The 17,851-nt window shown below is 35.8% G+C and carries 13 protein-coding genes; 9 read left to right on the plus strand and 4 right to left on the minus strand.

The window, feature by feature from the left end:
* Positions 1-15: 15 nt before the first annotated feature.
* On the minus strand, positions 16-1,083 hold the full coding sequence (locus AC1RNE_RS20010; RefSeq protein ID WP_492803431.1) for a serine hydrolase domain-containing protein: 1,068 nt from the start codon (positions 1,081-1,083) through the stop codon (positions 16-18).
* Positions 1,084-1,642: 559 nt separating this feature from the next.
* Entirely contained in the window at positions 1,643-3,073 is a 1,431-nt protein-coding gene (locus tag AC1RNE_RS20015; RefSeq protein ID WP_492803432.1) for a circularly permuted type 2 ATP-grasp protein, read from the minus strand.
* A 257-nt stretch (positions 3,074-3,330) separates the two neighbouring features.
* Here AC1RNE_RS20015 and ygiD point away from each other — a divergent pair, with 257 nt between their 5' ends.
* The 8 genes from ygiD (at position 3,331) to AC1RNE_RS20055 (ending at position 11,920) form a co-directional block, all read left to right on the plus strand.
* On the plus strand, positions 3,331-4,161 hold the full coding sequence (gene ygiD / locus AC1RNE_RS20020; RefSeq protein WP_492803675.1) for a 4,5-DOPA-extradiol-dioxygenase: 831 nt from the start codon (positions 3,331-3,333) through the stop codon (positions 4,159-4,161).
* Positions 4,162-4,222: 61 nt separating this feature from the next.
* Entirely contained in the window at positions 4,223-5,149 is a 927-nt protein-coding gene (gene queG / locus AC1RNE_RS20025) for a tRNA epoxyqueuosine(34) reductase QueG (protein ID WP_492803434.1), read from the plus strand.
* Between the two features lie 201 nt (positions 5,150-5,350).
* Entirely contained in the window at positions 5,351-6,211 is an 861-nt protein-coding gene (locus AC1RNE_RS20030; RefSeq protein WP_492803436.1) for a dienelactone hydrolase family protein, read from the plus strand.
* A 272-nt stretch (positions 6,212-6,483) separates the two neighbouring features.
* The gene (locus AC1RNE_RS20035) at positions 6,484-6,768 is read left to right on the plus strand and encodes an SCP2 sterol-binding domain-containing protein (RefSeq protein WP_492803438.1); all 285 of its coding nucleotides are present in this window, start codon (positions 6,484-6,486) and stop codon (positions 6,766-6,768) included.
* Between the two features lie 104 nt (positions 6,769-6,872).
* On the plus strand, positions 6,873-8,231 hold the full coding sequence (gene mnmE / locus AC1RNE_RS20040; protein WP_492803440.1) for a tRNA uridine-5-carboxymethylaminomethyl(34) synthesis GTPase MnmE: 1,359 nt from the start codon (positions 6,873-6,875) through the stop codon (positions 8,229-8,231).
* A 114-nt stretch (positions 8,232-8,345) separates the two neighbouring features.
* Entirely contained in the window at positions 8,346-8,924 is a 579-nt protein-coding gene (locus AC1RNE_RS20045; RefSeq protein ID WP_492803442.1) for a transposase, read from the plus strand.
* Positions 8,925-9,310: 386 nt separating this feature from the next.
* Positions 9,311-11,200: a putative endonuclease domain-containing protein gene (locus tag AC1RNE_RS20050; RefSeq protein WP_492803444.1), complete on the plus strand. Its 1,890-nt coding sequence runs from the start codon at positions 9,311-9,313 to the stop codon at positions 11,198-11,200.
* A 357-nt stretch (positions 11,201-11,557) separates the two neighbouring features.
* On the plus strand, positions 11,558-11,920 hold the full coding sequence (locus AC1RNE_RS20055; protein WP_492803446.1) for a helix-turn-helix domain-containing protein: 363 nt from the start codon (positions 11,558-11,560) through the stop codon (positions 11,918-11,920).
* Between the two features lie 112 nt (positions 11,921-12,032).
* Here the strand turns inward: AC1RNE_RS20055 and AC1RNE_RS20060 are convergent, their stop codons facing one another.
* Together AC1RNE_RS20060 and AC1RNE_RS20065 are read right to left on the minus strand one after the other, a co-directional pair.
* Positions 12,033-13,817 carry a tetratricopeptide repeat-containing sensor histidine kinase gene (locus AC1RNE_RS20060; protein ID WP_492803448.1) on the minus strand — a complete coding sequence of 595 codons (1,785 nt, stop codon included), beginning with the start codon at positions 13,815-13,817 and terminating at the stop codon, positions 12,033-12,035.
* 254 nt (positions 13,818-14,071) lie between these two features.
* Positions 14,072-15,907 carry an ATP-binding protein gene (locus AC1RNE_RS20065; RefSeq protein WP_492803449.1) on the minus strand — a complete coding sequence of 612 codons (1,836 nt, stop codon included), beginning with the start codon at positions 15,905-15,907 and terminating at the stop codon, positions 14,072-14,074.
* Between the two features lie 425 nt (positions 15,908-16,332).
* Here AC1RNE_RS20065 and AC1RNE_RS20070 point away from each other — a divergent pair, with 425 nt between their 5' ends.
* Positions 16,333-17,661 carry a rhamnogalacturonidase gene (locus AC1RNE_RS20070; RefSeq protein WP_492803451.1) on the plus strand — a complete coding sequence of 443 codons (1,329 nt, stop codon included), beginning with the start codon at positions 16,333-16,335 and terminating at the stop codon, positions 17,659-17,661.
* Positions 17,662-17,851 lie beyond the last annotated feature (190 nt).

Below are 17,851 nucleotides of genomic sequence, written 5' to 3' on the forward strand. Positions count from 1 at the left end.
ACATAAAGCAAGTATTCATTCCCCTTCACAATATGGAAGAATATATTTTATTAATATTTCAAAAGGTAGTTTTGATTTGGAAGAATTATAACTATTCCCTGTAAATGCTACCACTAAAGCTAAGTCTGGTATTACCATAATATATTGCCCACCGTTGCCTGATGCAAATACTACATTGTGCCTGATTTTATCAGTTCTAATTTCCTCGTTATACCAAGTATAGCCATAATAGGTAGGTTGTGGGATGGCAGATTTGGCTTTTGAGATTTTTACGTTAGAGAAATTTTCAATCTTCGTAATTGGCTGGGTAGCCTCCTTTATCCATTTTTCAGAAATAATCCTTTTGCCTTTGTACGTCCCTTTATTTAATACCAATTCTCCAATTTTAGCCATATCAGTCGGTAATATATAAAATGACCCTGCGGTCATTCCATGTCCAGCAGGGTCTTTCGTCCAGCGATAATTTTTAATGCCTAAAGGCTGAAAAAGAAACTTGTCAGCGAATGCTAAAATAGACATTTTTGAGGCATTGGAAACAATACCACCAAGTATCATTGTATTGCATGACGTATATGCCCAATGCGTCCCAGAAGGATGTAACATGGGTAAATCAAGTGAAAACTTTACCCAATCTTTGGTCTCTGCCATTTCATCCTCGCAATCTTTGGCGCCATCCCATTCTTCACAATCAAACCCTGATTTCATTGCTAAGAGGTGTTGGATTGTCATACTAGCTTTTCTATTATCCCAGTTATTAAAATTTTTGTATTCAGGGAAGAATGAATAAACCTTTTCATCAACACTCTTTATATAGCCTTTGTCAATAGCGATGCCGACAAGCAGTCCTGTGATAGATTTGAAAGACGAGCGAGTATCATGTAAGCTAGCTTTTGTCAATCCATTAAAGTATTTTTCATAGATTAATTTCCCTTTTTGTGACACCACCATGCCATCAATATTGGGGTATGCCCCCTGTTCAATAGCAATTGTCATGCTATCCAAAAGCGTTTTGTTTACCTGAGAAAAAGATGAGACAGATGTAAAAGAAATGATTAAACAGAGGAATAAGATGATTTTTTTCATAGTGATGATAGATAAGGTTCAGTTTACTCAAATCTACCAAAGAATCCAATGTATTCAAATGTTTGTAGGGTAAAATAAATTCGCTAACACGAGGCTGAGAGGAATTAACAGAATTCTTCTATCGACAACCATTATCACTAGCGGGTGACTTAAGTCCTACCGATTACCCATAAGTTTGTAAATTATTAATAATCAGATGTTTATATCTAGCGAGGGACTTAAGTCCCTCGCTAGAGACGAGGGCTTTAACGCTTGGTTTTAAAGACTATTTATGTACATTTAAGCTAATTTGATCAATAATTACATTTCCATTTCAACTTTTTTAAAAGATGTGGGTAATCAGTAGGACTTAAGTCACCCGCTAGTGATAAAAGTTGAAAGCTCGATTTGAAGGATTATTTTACCAATAATTACATATTATTTTAACTTTTAAGAGTCTTTAAAAGAATGCTATAATCCGCTCCATAAATCACAAAAAAGCGGTCTAAATTAGTTTTTAGACCGCTTTTTTGTGATTTAAAATTCGAAATGACTCATATTTTCATTAAAAAACAACTCATCAATACAATACCCAAGTATCCTTCGAGCCCCCACCTTGCGATGAATTAACTACCAATGAACCTTTACGTAAAGCTACACGGGTAAGTCCTCCCGGAATCACTTTTACACCATCTCCATAAAGAATATATGGACGTAAGTCAACGTGTCTGCCTTCTGAATGGTCATCAATCAAACACGGTACTCTCGACAGTGAAATCGTAGGTTGAGCAATGTAATTTCTAGGATTTGCTTTGATACGTGCTTTAAAGATTTCTTGTTCCTCCTTCGTTGACTTTGGACCAATCAACATACCATATCCACCCGCTTCGTTCGCTTCTTTTACTACCAGTTTCTCAATATTTTCTAATACATACTTACAATCATCTTCTTCACCACAAATAAAGGTTTCAACGTTCGGGATGATTGGGTCTTCGCCTAAATAATATTTGATGATTCTTGGTACATACGCATAAATTACTTTATCATCTGCCACGCCTGTTCCTGGGGCATTTGCTAAGGCAATTCTACCTTTTTTGTAAACATCAAAAATACCTGGAATACCAATTAAAGAATCTGGATTGAAAGCCTTAGGGTCTAAGAACGTATCGTCAATTCTGCGATAAATAACATCGACAATCTGGAATCCCTTAGTAGTACGCATTTTTACATAACCATCATGCACTACTAAATCTCGTGAATCTACCAATTCAACACCCATTTGTTGAGCCAAATAAGAGTGCTCGAAATAAGCTGAATTATAAATCCCCGGTGTCAGTACACAAACCGTAGGGTTTGGTCGGTCGCTGATGTGTTGTAACATCTGCAACAATTTGTTTGGATAATCCGAGATAGACTGTACTCTGGTTTTACCCAATACTTCTGGGAAGGTGCGTTTTAGCAGTTCTCTGTTTTCGAGCATATAAGAAACACCCGACGGACAGCGGAGGTTGTCTTCCAACACCATAAACTTACCATCGTCGCCACGAATCAAATCTGTTCCCGTAATGTGGATATAAATGCCTTTTGGTGGACGAATACCAACGCAAGGGCGTAAAAAGTCTTTTGAAGTTTCAATCAATTCACGGGGAATGATGCCGTCTTTCAATATTTTTTGGTCATGATAAATATCATCCAAAAACATATTCAATGCCGTAATGCGTTGTATCAAACCTTTCTCGGTTTTTTTCCAGTCATCCGCTTCTATTACTCGGGGGATAATATCAACAGGCATGATGCGTTCTGTTCCTTCATTTTCCGAGTAAACATTGAAAGTAATACCCATTGCCATTAAAGAGCGTTCTGCTGCTTGGTGGCGACGAATAAACTCCTCAATCTTTAACTGTTCTACCCGTTCCTTGAATGCTTCGTACCCCATACGCACATTACCTTGTGCATCAAACATTTCATCGAAGAAGCCTTCGGTTTGGTAGTTGTCAAAACTAAAATTCATAGGCTTTTGATAATTTATTAGTTGTTATTATTCTAATTTAAAAAAATAATACTGCGTGTCAAAATTGTTTTCCCAAAGAAAATTCTGAAAATGATAAATATTACAAAATATGTTGAAAAATGAGTAAAATTACTTACCAATTTTCCTGCTAAGTTACTCTTTGAACTTACTAATCAAGCAATCCGTTGCATAAATATAGTATTTTTCAAGAAATGAAACGGAAAGAGTTTATAAAAGCCTCTGTAGGGGTACTAACGATGTCAGCATTAGGAACATTAAAAGCATTTTCAGACCAGCTATCAAAACAAGAACAAAAAACGCCATTATTTTTTATTGGGCATGGCTCACCCATGAATGGCATCGAAAATAATCAATTTAGTCAACAATGGGCAACATTAGCCAATGATTTTCCAGAGCCTACCGCAGTAATTGTTATTTCAGCACATTGGCTTACAAGAGGTACTTTTGTAACGGCAATGGAAAAGCCAAGAACTATTCATGATTTTGGAGGATTTCCCAAAGCATTATTTGACGTACAATATCCAGCTATCGGAAGTTTGGCAATAGCAGAAGAAACCCAAAAACTGATTACTAAAACGGATGTACATTTAGACCACGAATGGGGATTGGATCATGGCACGTGGACTATCATTCGCCATATCTATCCCAAAGCCAATATTCCCGTATTACAATTAAGCATTGATTATCACCAGTCGCCGCAATATCATTATGAATTGGCACAAGAATTGGCGGTTTTACGTCGCAAAGGGGTATTGATTATTGGAAGTGGCAATATGGTACATAACTTACGCATGGTAGATTTTCGGAGAATAAATGGGGCTTATGGCTATGACTGGACAATAGAAATGAATGAGAAATTCAAAAAGAACATTGCTGAGAACAATCATAAACCTTTAATAAATTATGAAAGTATGGGCGAGGCTGCTAAATTGGCTATTCCAACGCCCGACCATTACTATCCATTGTTATATATTTTGGGTATGCAAGAAAAGAACGAAGAAGTGAGTTTCTTTAATGATGTGCCTGTGGGCGGTTCTTTAACGATGACTTCTGTGAAAATTGCATAATTAGTGAACGGTAAATAGTGATTGGTGATTAGATTAGTATTTCAAACTGCTTACATAATAAATGATTGACAAAGCCCAATATTCTTTTTTAATAAAGCAAAAAGCCAAGGAATTGGGCTTTGACTATTGTGGTATTTCAGTAGCAGGGTTTTTGGAGGAGGAAGCACCTCGCCTAGAAAATTGGTTGAAAGCCAATCAGCATGGCAAGATGCAGTATATGGAGAACCATTTTGATAAAAGGCTAGACCCAAGACTATTGGTGGATGATGCCAAGTCGGTGGTTTCATTACTCTTTAATTATTATCCTGCCGAAAGACTACCCGAAGGCGTAAATGATTTGAAACTATCAAAATACGCTTATGGCAAAGATTATCATTTTGTGGTAAAAGAGAAACTGCAAGCTTTTTTAGCCTATATTCAAGAAGAAATCGGGGAAGTAGGAGGGAGAGCTTTTGTAGATTCTGCCCCTGTCATGGATAAGGCTTGGGCAAAAAAAGGTGGCATAGGATGGATTGGTAAAAACAGTAATATTATCAATAAAAACCAAGGCAGTTTCTTTTTTATTGCTGAGCTAATTTTGGATGTAGCATTAGAACCCGACGGCCCCGTGAAAGACTATTGTGGTACCTGTACACGTTGTATAGATGCTTGTCCGACGGATGCCATCGTCGAACCTTATGTCGTAGATGGCTCGAAATGTATCAGTTATTATACCATTGAGCTAAAAGAGGCAATACCCATAGAAGCACAGCATAAATTTGAAAACTGGTTTTTTGGCTGTGATATTTGTCAAGATGTTTGTCCGTGGAATCGTTTTTCAAAACCACACCAAGAACCCCAATTTAATCTTCATCCCGATTTGGCGAATTTTACTAAAAGCGATTGGGAAGAAATCACCGAAGAAGTATTTCAAACCATCTTTAAAAAGTCTCCTTTGAAAAGAACTAAGTATGCAGGACTAAAAAGAAACATAGAATTTTTAAAGTAATTGTAATTATATTAGCTTTGAATTGTAAGCGATGAGCTATAAGCTATAAGCAATGAGCTATGAGCTATGAGCGTTTTTTCTTATCCTCTCAATCTAATTCTATTTATGTTAAGATGGGAACCAAAGCCTAAAACTCATTGCTCATTGCTCAAAGCTCATTGCTTATAGCTCACAGCTCACAACTAAACAACAACAATAACTATGAACCAAGAAATTATTAATCTTTTTGACGAGTACACGCACAAACCTTTGACGCGTGAGGATTTTCTTAAACGCCTTGTTAAGTTAACAGGAAGTACGGTAGCCGCTATGTCGGTATTACCACTGCTAGAAGTGAATTATGCCAACGCAGCAACTATCCCTGAAAACGACGAAGACATCGAAACATCAGATATTGCCTACGAAGGTGATGGTTGTACGATGAAAGCCTATTTGGCTCAACCCAAAAAAATCAAAGGGAAAATTGGTTCAGTGATTGTCATTCATGAGAATCGCGGACTCAATCCACATACCAAAGACGTAGCTCGCAGGGTAGCAAAAGCGGGCTATTACGCTTTGGCAGTAGATGCCCTTTCGCCTTTTGGAGGAACACCCGAAAACGAAGATGAAGCACGTAATTTATTCAGTAAATTAGATGCTACTAAAAATACTAATAACTTCTTAAAAGGCTTTGATTACCTAAAGACTTTACCCAAAAGCAATGGCAAAACTAGCTGTGTAGGTTTTTGTTGGGGCGGAGGATTGGCTAATCAATTAGCGGTTAACTCGCCAACGTTAAATTCAGCAGTAGCCTATTATGGTCGCCAACCAGAAGCGGCTGATGTACCAAAAATAAAAGCCAAATTGTTATTACATTACGGCGGACTAGACGAACGTATCAACGCAGGCATTCCAGCGTATGAAACAGCCCTAAAAGCAGCGGGTACGAAATACGAATTATACGTTTACGAAGGCGCACAACACGCATTCAATAACGACACCGCACCCACACGCTATAATGCAGAAGTAGCCAAAAAAGCGTGGGACGCTACATTAAGAGTATTCAAAGAAACGATTTCGTAGATAGATAGCTATGAGCAGTGAGCTTTGAGCTATCAGCTTTCAGTTATCACCTATCAGTTTTTTATTTTTCGTGCGTCAGCATTTTACGAAATTCTACTGTTTGAGCGAAGCGAGTTTAGAATTTCTTGACTTTCTTTTGTTACTTTTCTTGTGTCAAGACAAGAAAAGTAAGGACTTTAAGAATAAAAATCTTATTTTAAGATAAAAAAAATTAAGTCTTTAAGAATAGAAAAGTCTTAATCAATATTAAAAATATAATCAATCTCAGCAACATGACTTTTGAAGAACTAACACAAAAAATCACCGCTTTGGCAGCCGCCAAAGGAGGACTAGGCTCATCTATTAAATTTGCAACCGATGCAGGAAGTATTTTTATTGGAGCAGACGGAAGCGTAAGTAATGCCGACGAAGCCGCAGATTGCACCATCGGCGTAAGCTTAAAAGATTTACAAGGCTTAATGACAGGCGATTTAAATCCGATGACAGCCTTTATGTTTGGCAAACTAAAAATCAGTGGTGATATGGGTATTGCCATGAAATTGAAGGATTTGTTTTAAATTTGTAGCACGATTTGGTACGAGGCGGCGTCTCGCTATCGTTACCGAACTCATTCAATCCACGATTGCGGGACGTCGCAACTATCAAATCGTGTTACAAATTCATGTTTAATCAAGATACAATTTGTGCCTTAGCCACTCCGCAAGGCATTGGAGCCATTGGCGTAATTCGTGTTTCTGGACCAGAAACCTTCCCGATTGTCAATAAAATATTCAAAGGTAAAAACCTAGAAAAACAACTTTCGCATACCATACATTTCGGCACTATCAGAGACAACGAAACCATTGTTGACGAAGTATTGGTATCGCTTTTCAAAGCACCCTCGTCTTATACCCGTGAAGATACCATCGAAATATCTTGTCATGGTTCCGACTTTATTATCCAGAAAATCCTTAAACTGTTATTGCGTGAAGGCGCTAGACTAGCGAACCCAGGCGAATACACGCAACGTGCTTTCCTGAACGGACAGTTAGACCTTGCCCAAGCCGAAGCAGTTGCCGATTTGATAGCCTCCGATTCAGAAGCCTCGCATCAGACAGCCATCAATCAAATCAGAGGAGGATTTTCAAAGCAGATTGCTCAACTAAGAGAAGCCCTGATTCATTTTGCGTCTTTGATAGAACTAGAATTAGACTTTGGCGAAGAAGACGTAGAGTTTGCCGACCGTGACGATTTACGTCAATTAATCTTTAAGATTCAGAAAGTATTGATTCCCTTGATTGATAGTTTCGAGATGGGCAATGTTATCAAAAATGGCGTGCCGACAGTTATTGCAGGGAAACCCAATGCAGGAAAATCGACCTTATTGAATCGTTTATTAAACGAAGAAAAAGCCATTGTATCAGACATTGCTGGAACTACCCGTGATGTGATTGAAGACGAACTCTTTATAGAAGGCATCCGATTTCGCCTGATTGATACCGCAGGGTTACGTAAAACCACTGATACCATCGAGGCTATTGGAGTAGAACGTACTTTGCAACAAATGGACAAAGCCAGTTTGATTGTGTATTTATTCGATGCTTCAGAAATTCAGCTTTCAGAAATTGCCCAGCAGATTTCAGAATTCAATGCACCTTATCTATTAGTAGGCAATAAAGTAGATAAATTATCGCCTGATAAAAAAACAACCTTTGATACCACCTATCCAGACATTCTTTGGATTTCAGCGTCAGAGAACAAAAACATAGATATCCTAAAAGATACGTTAGTCAGAAAAGTAAAAACCAGAGAAATAAAATCGGGGGATACCGTAGTGACCAACCTCCGCCACTACCAACATTTATTACAAACCAACGGAGCATTAGAAAATGTTTTACAAGGTCTTGACCAAAGCATCACAGGTGATTTCCTAGCCCAAGACATCCGTTTTGCCCTACATCACCTAGGCGAAATAACAGGTCAAATCACTACTGATGATTTACTAGCCAATATTTTTTCTAAGTTTTGTATTGGAAAGTAAAAAGGTTTGGTAAAACTCATGGCATGACTCAAAGTCATGCCATGAGTAAAAGTAAATTTTAACCTATAAATTACTTTCACTGAGAAAATATTGTAAAAGATAAACCTCACAAAAATGAAACTCTACCCTAATGAATTATTCCATATTTACAATAGAGGGAATAATAGACAAACCTTATTCTTTGATAGAGATAATTACCTCTATTTCTTAGAGAAAGTTAAAGAATACGTTAAACCTCATTCCGAAATTATAGCTTGGTGTTTAATGCCAAATCACTTCCATTTTTTGATTTACATACCTCCTGATAAAGACAGTAAAGATTTAAGTAAAGGCATCCAGATAATTTTACGCTCTTATACAAGAGCAATTAACAAACAAAAGAACAGAACAGGGTCATTATTTACCCAAAATACTTGTTCTAAAGTCTTAGTGGACAACTCAGTAGTACAACCAAACAGATATACTACTACATGTTTTCATTATATCCATCAGAATCCAATGAAAGCTGGATTAGTAAAGAATATGGAAGATTGGGAGTTTTCGTCCTTTAAAGACTATATAGGGTTAAGGAAAGGCAAGTTGATAAATCGTGAGCTGGCAAATACGTTTATCAATATTTCGGAAGATAGACAACAATTCTATGAAGACGCATATCGAGTTATTAACGAAAGCCTTTTGGATAAAATATTTTAGATAATCATAAAATGTCACTCATGGCATGACTCAAAGTCATGCCATGAGTAGCTTTTTGCTATTGCTTAATCACAAGTCTTCACTGGTTAATATCACTTTGCAAGTGCATGTGCACAAATCACTACTGGCTATGTTCACTTTGGAATTGCTTATGCACAAAACACTTTTAGCAATAATCAATTTACTAATCACACAATTTGTATTATATCAAGAAAAATCACCGTATAATAAGTTTTTTGTGATTCGTGGGTTGAATGTATTTGATTGTATTTGAGAATGGGTAGATTAGAATATGAAACCACCAACAATAGAAAAAGTACGACAAAAATTTCGCATATTAAAAAGTTGTGCCTCATTGTAGAATGAAATTATAAATAAACAAAATAATGGAAGAAATATACCGACTTTTAATTGAATTAAAGACAACACATCCATTGAGATTTTGGACTGCTATTTTTATTGGGATATCCTTAATCATATTTGCCATTTGGAGACTTTCAAAGAAAAAACAAAAAGCAAAAATTGAACAAGAAGAAAATAAAAGAACCCTTTCGACTGTCACAGTAGAAAAAAAAACTGCGAAACCAAAACTTGAAACACATAAAGAAAAATCCATTTTAGAAAAACCACAACCTAAAGTTTATACCGACACACCTGTTAAAAGTGATATAAAAATAAATGAACCAAAACTTATTTATTCAAAACCTACAGAAACTAAACAAGAAAAGGTAATTCCCAAAGTTGAAGCTTTTGAGGTTAAGCCAAAATCTAAACCAAAATCAGAAGAACAACTTCCTCAAGCCAAAATTGAAACAACAAAATCTAAAGACGAAGTTGTCTTTGTTAATTATGACATATCGAAAGTTCAAACGACCAATTCATATCCAGTTTTTCGCTTTCCGAAAAAAGGAACTGTAATAAGAAGCTTTAGATTAGGAAACACAAAACGTAGAGGATTTAAAGAGGAGTCGTTTCAAAAATCTATTGAACAATATTTTGGAAAAGACTTTAAAGTTTTAGGAAACGCAAGACTAAACACAGGTAAAGAAACACGACCTTTTGAACCTGACATAGCGATTATTGACAAGTCAAATACAAACATTAGAATAGATATTGAAATTGACGAACCCTATGCAGGAATAACTCGACAGCCCACACATTGCAAAGGCGAAGATGTTAATCGAGACATTTATTTTGTCGATAGAGGTTGGATAGTTATTCGGTTTTCAGAATATCAAGTTCATTTGCAAGAAGATGACTGTTTGCGATATATAGCAGAAACGATAAAGTCAGCAATTCCAAAATATGAAATACCAAGCCAATTGTTAAAACACCCATTATTACAGGTTGAAAAACTTTGGGACATTGTACAAGCCCAAAAGTGGGAAAAAGCAAAATATAGAGAACAATATCTTAATCATACCTTTCAATCTATTGAAGAGCAAACTGAAACTATTGAAAGAGATTTTGACGAACAAGAACTCAAAGAGGAAAAATTAGTTAAGCCGACTTTTATTGGAGAAGTTAATAATAAAAAATCAATTGGTTTTAATGATGAAAATGCTCATCCAAGAGACCTAAGAATTAAATTTTATCCTGAACCTCATGTTTATACAATTGACAACGCACCAGCACCATCAGCAAGTACAATTATTGGAAAATTTTTTCCAGAATTTGATGGATATTCAGCGGCAAGTCGACTAAATCCAAATCACGAACTTTATGGTAAAGATGTTGAAGAAATTGTAGGAATTTGGAATAAAAGAGGAATAGAAGCTGCTACTAAAGGAACATATCTTCACGAACAAATTGAGAATTTCTATTTGGAACAGGAATATGAAAAAACCGAGGAGTTTCATTTGTTTGAAAGTTTCGTAAAAGAAAATAACCATATTAAACCATATAGAACAGAATGGAGAATATTTGATGAGCATCATCATATTGCGGGAACAATCGACCTAATTTCTAGAAATGGAAATGGTTACGAAATGTATGATTGGAAGAGAAGTAAAAAAGTTATCAACTCTTTCAATGGAGAACCAATAAAAAATAATCAATGGCAAAAGGGTGTTGGACAATTGGCAGATATTGACGACACAAGCTATAATCGTTACTGCTTACAACAAAGTTTGTACAAATACATCCTTGAAAAAAACTATGGACTTAAAGTTTCAAATATGTATTTAATTGTGTTATATCCAGATTACGACAGATACTATAAAGTAGAAGTACCATACTTGAAAGACAAAGCAGAATACATATTACGAACACTGTGAAAAAACAACTCTCTCGTTGTTCCAAGCCCCCACAAATCCTTTTGCACATATACTTAACAACTGATAGCTTTATATTCGAGAACAAAGAAGAAAAGCCGTTTAGACATTGATACTTATTAAGTTCGATTCCAAGCATGGTATGGAATAGTAGTCAAATCAATATTTGATAGGCATATTTTATGCCGCCATTGTTGGTGTTTTTTCACCAACAACACGAGCGTAAGCAACGCTCCAAAGAAAAAATAAAATCAAACTATAAAGTTGGTAAGTTGCTTATTATTAGCTCGTTGGTCTAGGAGACTCCCGTTAAAAATACCAACAATGGCGATAAAATAGACGTTACTAAAATAGAATACAATGGATAACATAGTAGATAATAAATATCATCAACTAGCATTGAGCAAAGTTCGTACATTGATGAAATTAAAGCCTAGCAAAGACAGCGAACAAGGACAAGAGTTGGAAATGCTTATTTCATTGATCGAAGCATACGAAGAAATACACGTTCCTATGCAAGCCAGTGACCCTATCGCATATTTGCAGTATAAAATGGAACAACAGAATCTAAAGCAAGTAGATTTAATTCCTTATATCGGAGATAAAACGAAAGTATCTAAAATAATGAATCGTAAACAAGAGCTTACAGTACAGATGATAAGTCGCCTTAGTAAAGGTTTAAATATTCCTGTAAACTTTTTAATACCTTCGTTGAGTGTATAAAATAAATGAAATGATAGAAGAGGTTTAATGACCTCTTTTTTTGTGCTTCTGTAATGCTCAATAGATTGCAAGTCAGATAAGTATGTGGAACAATTGTCAAGAGTAAAAACGCTTAATTCACAAACGGCAATTCCACAAAAAACTCCGTTCCCTTATCAGGCTCGCTTTTTAGCCAGATTTTACCATGATGGGCTTCTATAATCTGTTTCGTAATGTATAATCCTAAACCAAATGGTTGTTCACCTCCAGTACCTTTTCTCCTAGCCGACGTAAATGGGTCAAATATTTTATCCTGCATTTTGATAGGTATCCCTATTCCTGCATCTTTTACAGTAGTAAGCGTGCCACTTTCTGACGATTTGGTATTGATGTAAATACTGCTACCCTCTGGACTGAATTTGATGGCATTCACCACTAGGTTATTAATTACCCTTGATATTTTGTCTCTATCAATATTCATTTTAATATTAGCGTCTGTATTAAAGATTAATTGCTGACGTTTGTCTTTTGCCTTGAAACGTAGTAGTTGTACACATTCATTCAGTAATCCATCAAAGGACGTCTCTTTTTTGTCAAGGTCGTGCTTTTGCTCAAAATCAGTTTTTAGTAAGTCATTAATTAAATTTAGGCTGTTGTTAATTGATACCTGCATCAATTGTATTAGCTCGCTATCGTCTTCGTCCATTTCTTTTTCGGCGAGCATCGAAGTCATTGCACCTACCGCTCCAATCGGATTTCGGAGGTCGTGCGCTACAATTTTGATAAGACGGGCATAGTTTTTATTCATCGTCTCTAAATCATGCATCGTTACTTCTGCCTGTTGGAATTGTAGTCTTAGTGCCTCTCTAGACTTTTGGGTATTTTTCCAGTTTCGCCATAATATAATAATCATTACGATAGCCATCACACTGATTAAAATGGCTAATATCAGCAACCTAGATTGGTACTTTGCCAATAGGTTTGATGATTCAAGTTGTTGTTCTTTAGCAGCAAAGTCTTGATAATCAATGCCAAAAAGGTTTTCCTGGGCATCGACTTCGTCATGAATTGTTTGACTTTGATTACTATATAAATATGCTTTGGTATAATCCTTTTGCTCGGCATACAAAGATGCTAGTTTTCTAGCCATGACCCCACTGTCTACTAAATAGCCTTTTTGAACCGCTATATCCAACGCTTGCTTGTAATATTTAGCCGCACTTACCTTATCCTTTTGATACACCTTATCTCCCATATCAATCAATAAAAGCATCGCCATGCTATAAAGATGACTATTTAATGCTCTTTCTGTTGATGCTTTTAATAGCGCTATACCTTTATCAAACTGATTATTTTTAATATAATTATCCGCTGTTAATAGTTCATACATTAACAGCATACGGTTGTCTCTATACTTAACTGCTATGTTTCTACCTTTATTAAGATAATGGTTTAGCGAATCTTTACTAACCTTGTCTGAGTATTTGGTGAAATAGTTGAAAATAACCAATGACATGATTGAATCACGGCTTAGTTTTTTGCCTAGTTCAAGTGCCTGATTGTAGTTACTAAATGCCTTTTTTTCTCGTCCCATTGCCTCATAAATGATAGCCATATTCATCAAGGCTTGTACTGTATTTGAAGAATCACCAATGGTTTTATAGCGCAAATATCCTTCATTAAAATAACGTAGGCCATATTGGATATTGCCTTTGATGCTATATACAATCCCAAGATTATTGAGCGCATCAGCTTGTCCCTTTTCATATTTTAATCTATTGGCTATTTCCCTAGCCTTTTTGGTATAATAAAAGGTACTATCAATGTTTTTTTCATATAAAAGTATCCCAATCCTATTTAACGTATTTACATATACTAAGCTATCCTTTATAATGGGTAGCGATTTTTGTAGTTTCAAAAGTTCATTAGATTGCCCATAGCAAAATTTGCTACAGGAGAATAAGAGTAAAAATAAGGTAAGCTTTTTTATATAATAAAGGTATTTATAAGCCATGATTGTTTATAAAATTATTTATGAATGGATAAGAAGGTTTAATAATAAGTAAAGTTGATATAAAGAACAATTTACTGTAAGCATCTTCAAATATATAGTATTTAGGTATATATTACTGATGGCATGACTTGAAGTCATGCCATCAGTTGAGAATGGTATTAATTCACAAACGGCAATTCCACAAAAAACTCTGTCCCTTTATCAGGCTCGCTTTTTAGCCATATTTTACCATGATGTGCTTCAATAATTTGTTTACTGATATACAACCCTAACCCAAATGGTTGTTCTCCTCCTGTTCCTTTTCGCTTTGCCGATGTAAATGGGTCAAATACTTTATCTTGCATTTTTACGGGTATGCCTATTCCTGCATCCTTTACAGTAGTAAGTGTGCCACTTTCCGTTACTTTGGTAGTAATGTAAATATTGCTCCCTTCGGGACTGAATTTGATGGCATTCACCACTAGGTTATTAATCACCCTCGATATTTTGTCCCTATCAATATTCATTTTAATATTCGTATCCGTATTAAAAATCAATTGCTGACGCTTGTCTTTTGCCTTAAAGCGAAGTAATTGCACACATTCATTCAGTAACACATCAAAATAGACTTCTTTTTTATCGATGTCTTGTTTGTGTTCAAAATCAGTTTTTAATAAATCATTAATTAAGTTTAGGCTATTGTTGATAGACGTCTGTATTAGCTCTATTAGCTCGCTATCGTCTTCGTCCATTTCTTTTTCGGCGAGCATGGATGCCATTGCCCCTACGGCTCCAATCGGATTTCGGAGGTCGTGGGCAACAATTTTGATAAGGCGTGCATAGTTTTTATTCATCGTCTCTAAATCATGCATCGTTACTTCTGCATGCTGAAACTGTAGTCTTAGTGCTTCTCTGGACTTTTGGGTATTTTTCCAGTTACGCCATAAGATAATAATCATTACGATAGCCATCACACTGATTAAGATGGCTAATATCAGTAGCCTAGATTGATATTTGGCAAGCAGATAAGATGACTCTAATTGCTGTTCTTTAACAGCGAAATCTTGATAATCAATGCCAAAAAGGTTTTCTTGAGCATCTATTTTGTCATTAATGGTTTGGTATTGCTTGCTAAATAAATAGGCATTATAATAATCTTTTAGTTCAGCATAAGTAGCGGCTAATTTCCTTGTGAGTAGCTCACTATCAACTAAATAGCCTTTGGGAATAGCGATGGCAAGGCCTTGTTTATAGTATTGTATGGCTGTTAACTTGTCCCGTTGATACATCTGGTCTCCCATATCAGTCAAGATAATCACAGAAACATTAGAGAGATTATTTTTTAATGCATCGTCATTAGCCTGTTTTAATAAAGCCATGCCTTTATCAAACTGGTTGTTTTTAATATAATTATCAGCCGTCAATTGGTCATAGGCTAATAGGATACGCTTGTCTTTGTACTTTGCAGCAATGTTTCTGCCTTTATTGAGGTAATAGTTGAGCGAATCTTTACTAAACTTAGTGGGGTATTTGATAAGGTAGTTATAGATTACCAATGAAAAAATAGAATCATGACTTATCTTTTTGCCCAATTCCAGTGCTAGATTATAATTAGTAGACGACTTCTTTTCTCGTCCCATTACCTCGTAAAGAATGGCGATATTCATCAAGGTTTGGACAATGTTTGACGAATCTTGAAGTTTTCTGTAGTGAATATTCCCTTCGTTAAAGTACCGTAATCCTAGCTGTATATTTCCTTTGATGAAATAAAAAATACCGAGGTTATTCAATACATCCGCTTGACCTTTTGCATACTTTAGCCTATTGGCTATGGCACTAGCCTTTTTGGTATAGTAAAACGTACTATCAATGTTTTTTTCATACAACAACGTCGCAATTCTATTCAGGGCATTGACATACTTTAGACTATCACTTATCGTAGGTAAAGATTTTTGTAGTTTCAGGAGTTCATTAGATTGTGCATGGCAAATCTGAGAGCAAGAAAAAAATAGCACAAAGAATATGAGCTTTTTTTTAAAATAGAGAAGTTTTTTAAAGTGCATATTTTTATATGATTTATAGGATACTAAGGTTTAATAATTTTAACGGTAGTAAATAAATGTAGTATTTATAAAAATATTGCTAAACTATATAGCTTTAGTATAAAATTTGATTGGTATGTTAATGTACCCAAATATATTGTTTTTCGTGATTCAAACAGCCTTTCGGTATAAATAATTGATAAATACTCGAGATTTTTGGCTGTTGCTATTACTATTAAGGCAAAATAGTATTAGTAGAAACAACTCAATTTAATATTTAAGCGAAATCTCGATTAGCTTGTTGTTACTATACCCTAAGGAACAGGATGGAATAATCACTAAATCATATCAAGTTGCAGTTTTAAATCATGCGGATGGTTAATCCATAAATATTTAACATGAAAAAACTGATTCTAGTACTGGCGTGTTCGCTTTTAGGATGCACGCAAATGGTAGCACAAAAAACAGCGAAAGCTACTTTCCCTGATGGTAGCCCAATATCGAGCTGGTTTACGACTAACAAAAAAGTGACGCTTGCACAGCTTGGCAAAGCGTATGTGATTACAGATTTTGGCGTTAAGCAAGATAGTACGCTCGTACAAACAGAGCTTATCCAGAAAACAATTGATATAGCAGCCCAAAAAGGCGGAGGTGTAATCATCATTCCGAAAGGCACATTTATGAGTGGGGCTTTATTTTTCAAGCCCAAAACGCATTTGTATGTATCTGAAGGAGCGATATTGAAAGGGTCAGATAATATTGCTGATTATCCTAAACTGCCTTCAAGAATGGAAGGACAAAGTTTAGATTATTTTACAGCCTTGGTAAATGCCTACCAAGCAGATGGTTTTACCATTTCTGGTAAAGGAACGATTGATGGCAATGGCTTACACTACTGGGAAGCATTCTGGGCTAGGCGTAAAGAGAATCCTAATTGTACCAACTTAGAGGTTTCTCGCCCTCGACTGGTATTTATCTGGAAGTCTAATAATGTACAGGTGCAAGATGTAAAACTTCATAATTCAGGTTTCTGGACGAGCCACTACTATCAATGCAATAATGTGAAAGTATTGGATGTTCATATTTTCTCGCCCTATCAGCCCGTAAAAGCTCCTAGCACGGATGCCATCGATATTGATGTTTGTAATAATGTGCTTATCAAAGGCTGTTATATGTCGGTCAATGATGATGCCATCGCATTGAAAGGTGGCAAAGGCCCGTGGGCCGACCGTGTACCAAACAATGGCGCCAACACAAATATTATCATCGAAGATTGCGAGTTTGGCTTTTGTCATTCGGCACTTACTTGTGGTAGTGAGGCTATCCACAACCGCAATATCATCATGCGAAATTGTCACGTTAGTGAAGCAACAAGAATATTGTGGTTGAAGATGCGACCAGATACGCCACAACTTTATGAATATATCAGCCTAGAGAACATCAAAGGACAAGCCCATAGTTTATTGTTTGTAAAACCTTGGAAACAATTCTTTGATTTACAGGGGCGTAAAGATGTACCCCTTTCGTATTCAGACCATGTGAGCTTGAAAAATATTGAAGTAAAATGTGATATTTTCTACGATGTAGCCATTTCTGAATATGACAAGTTATCGAATTTTAGCTTTGAAAACTTTACTGTAGAAAGCAAAAATGCTTCGATTGACAAAAGCGTGGTAAAAGGCTTTACATTGAAAAATGTAAAAGTGAATAATAAAATGATTGAGTAGTTTTTAGCATTCGCTAATGGCATGAGTAATTTTAACGTCTTTATTCCTAGCGAGGGACTTAAGTCTTACTGATTATCCGTAAGTATCTAATTTATTGATAATCAATGTATAATAACCTCACCCCCAGCCCCTCTCCTTCAGAGAGGGGAGCTTTAAGAACCAGAGTCTGCTCCCCTTCTCTGAAGGAGAA

The organism is Arcicella sp. GW822-FHT02H01 (genome assembly GCF_058802005.1).

What these genes read in the sequence shown, in the direction of transcription:
- AC1RNE_RS20010 (WP_492803431.1), bottom strand. Translation starts at nt 1,083, where the DNA reads ATGAAAAAAATCATCTTATTCCTCTGTTTAATCATTTCTTTTACATCT.
- AC1RNE_RS20015 (WP_492803432.1), bottom strand. Translation starts at nt 3,073, where the DNA reads ATGAATTTTAGTTTTGACAACTACCAAACCGAAGGCTTCTTCGATGAA.
- ygiD (WP_492803675.1), top strand. Translation starts at nt 3,331, where the DNA reads ATGTCAGCATTAGGAACATTAAAAGCATTTTCAGACCAGCTATCAAAA.
- queG (WP_492803434.1), top strand. Translation starts at nt 4,223, where the DNA reads ATGATTGACAAAGCCCAATATTCTTTTTTAATAAAGCAAAAAGCCAAG.
- AC1RNE_RS20030 (WP_492803436.1), top strand. Translation starts at nt 5,351, where the DNA reads ATGAACCAAGAAATTATTAATCTTTTTGACGAGTACACGCACAAACCT.
- AC1RNE_RS20035 (WP_492803438.1), top strand. Translation starts at nt 6,484, where the DNA reads ATGACTTTTGAAGAACTAACACAAAAAATCACCGCTTTGGCAGCCGCC.
- mnmE (WP_492803440.1), top strand. Translation starts at nt 6,873, where the DNA reads ATGTTTAATCAAGATACAATTTGTGCCTTAGCCACTCCGCAAGGCATT.
- AC1RNE_RS20045 (WP_492803442.1), top strand. Translation starts at nt 8,346, where the DNA reads ATGAAACTCTACCCTAATGAATTATTCCATATTTACAATAGAGGGAAT.
- AC1RNE_RS20050 (WP_492803444.1), top strand. Translation starts at nt 9,311, where the DNA reads ATGGAAGAAATATACCGACTTTTAATTGAATTAAAGACAACACATCCA.
- AC1RNE_RS20055 (WP_492803446.1), top strand. Translation starts at nt 11,558, where the DNA reads ATGGATAACATAGTAGATAATAAATATCATCAACTAGCATTGAGCAAA.
- AC1RNE_RS20070 (WP_492803451.1), top strand. Translation starts at nt 16,333, where the DNA reads ATGAAAAAACTGATTCTAGTACTGGCGTGTTCGCTTTTAGGATGCACG.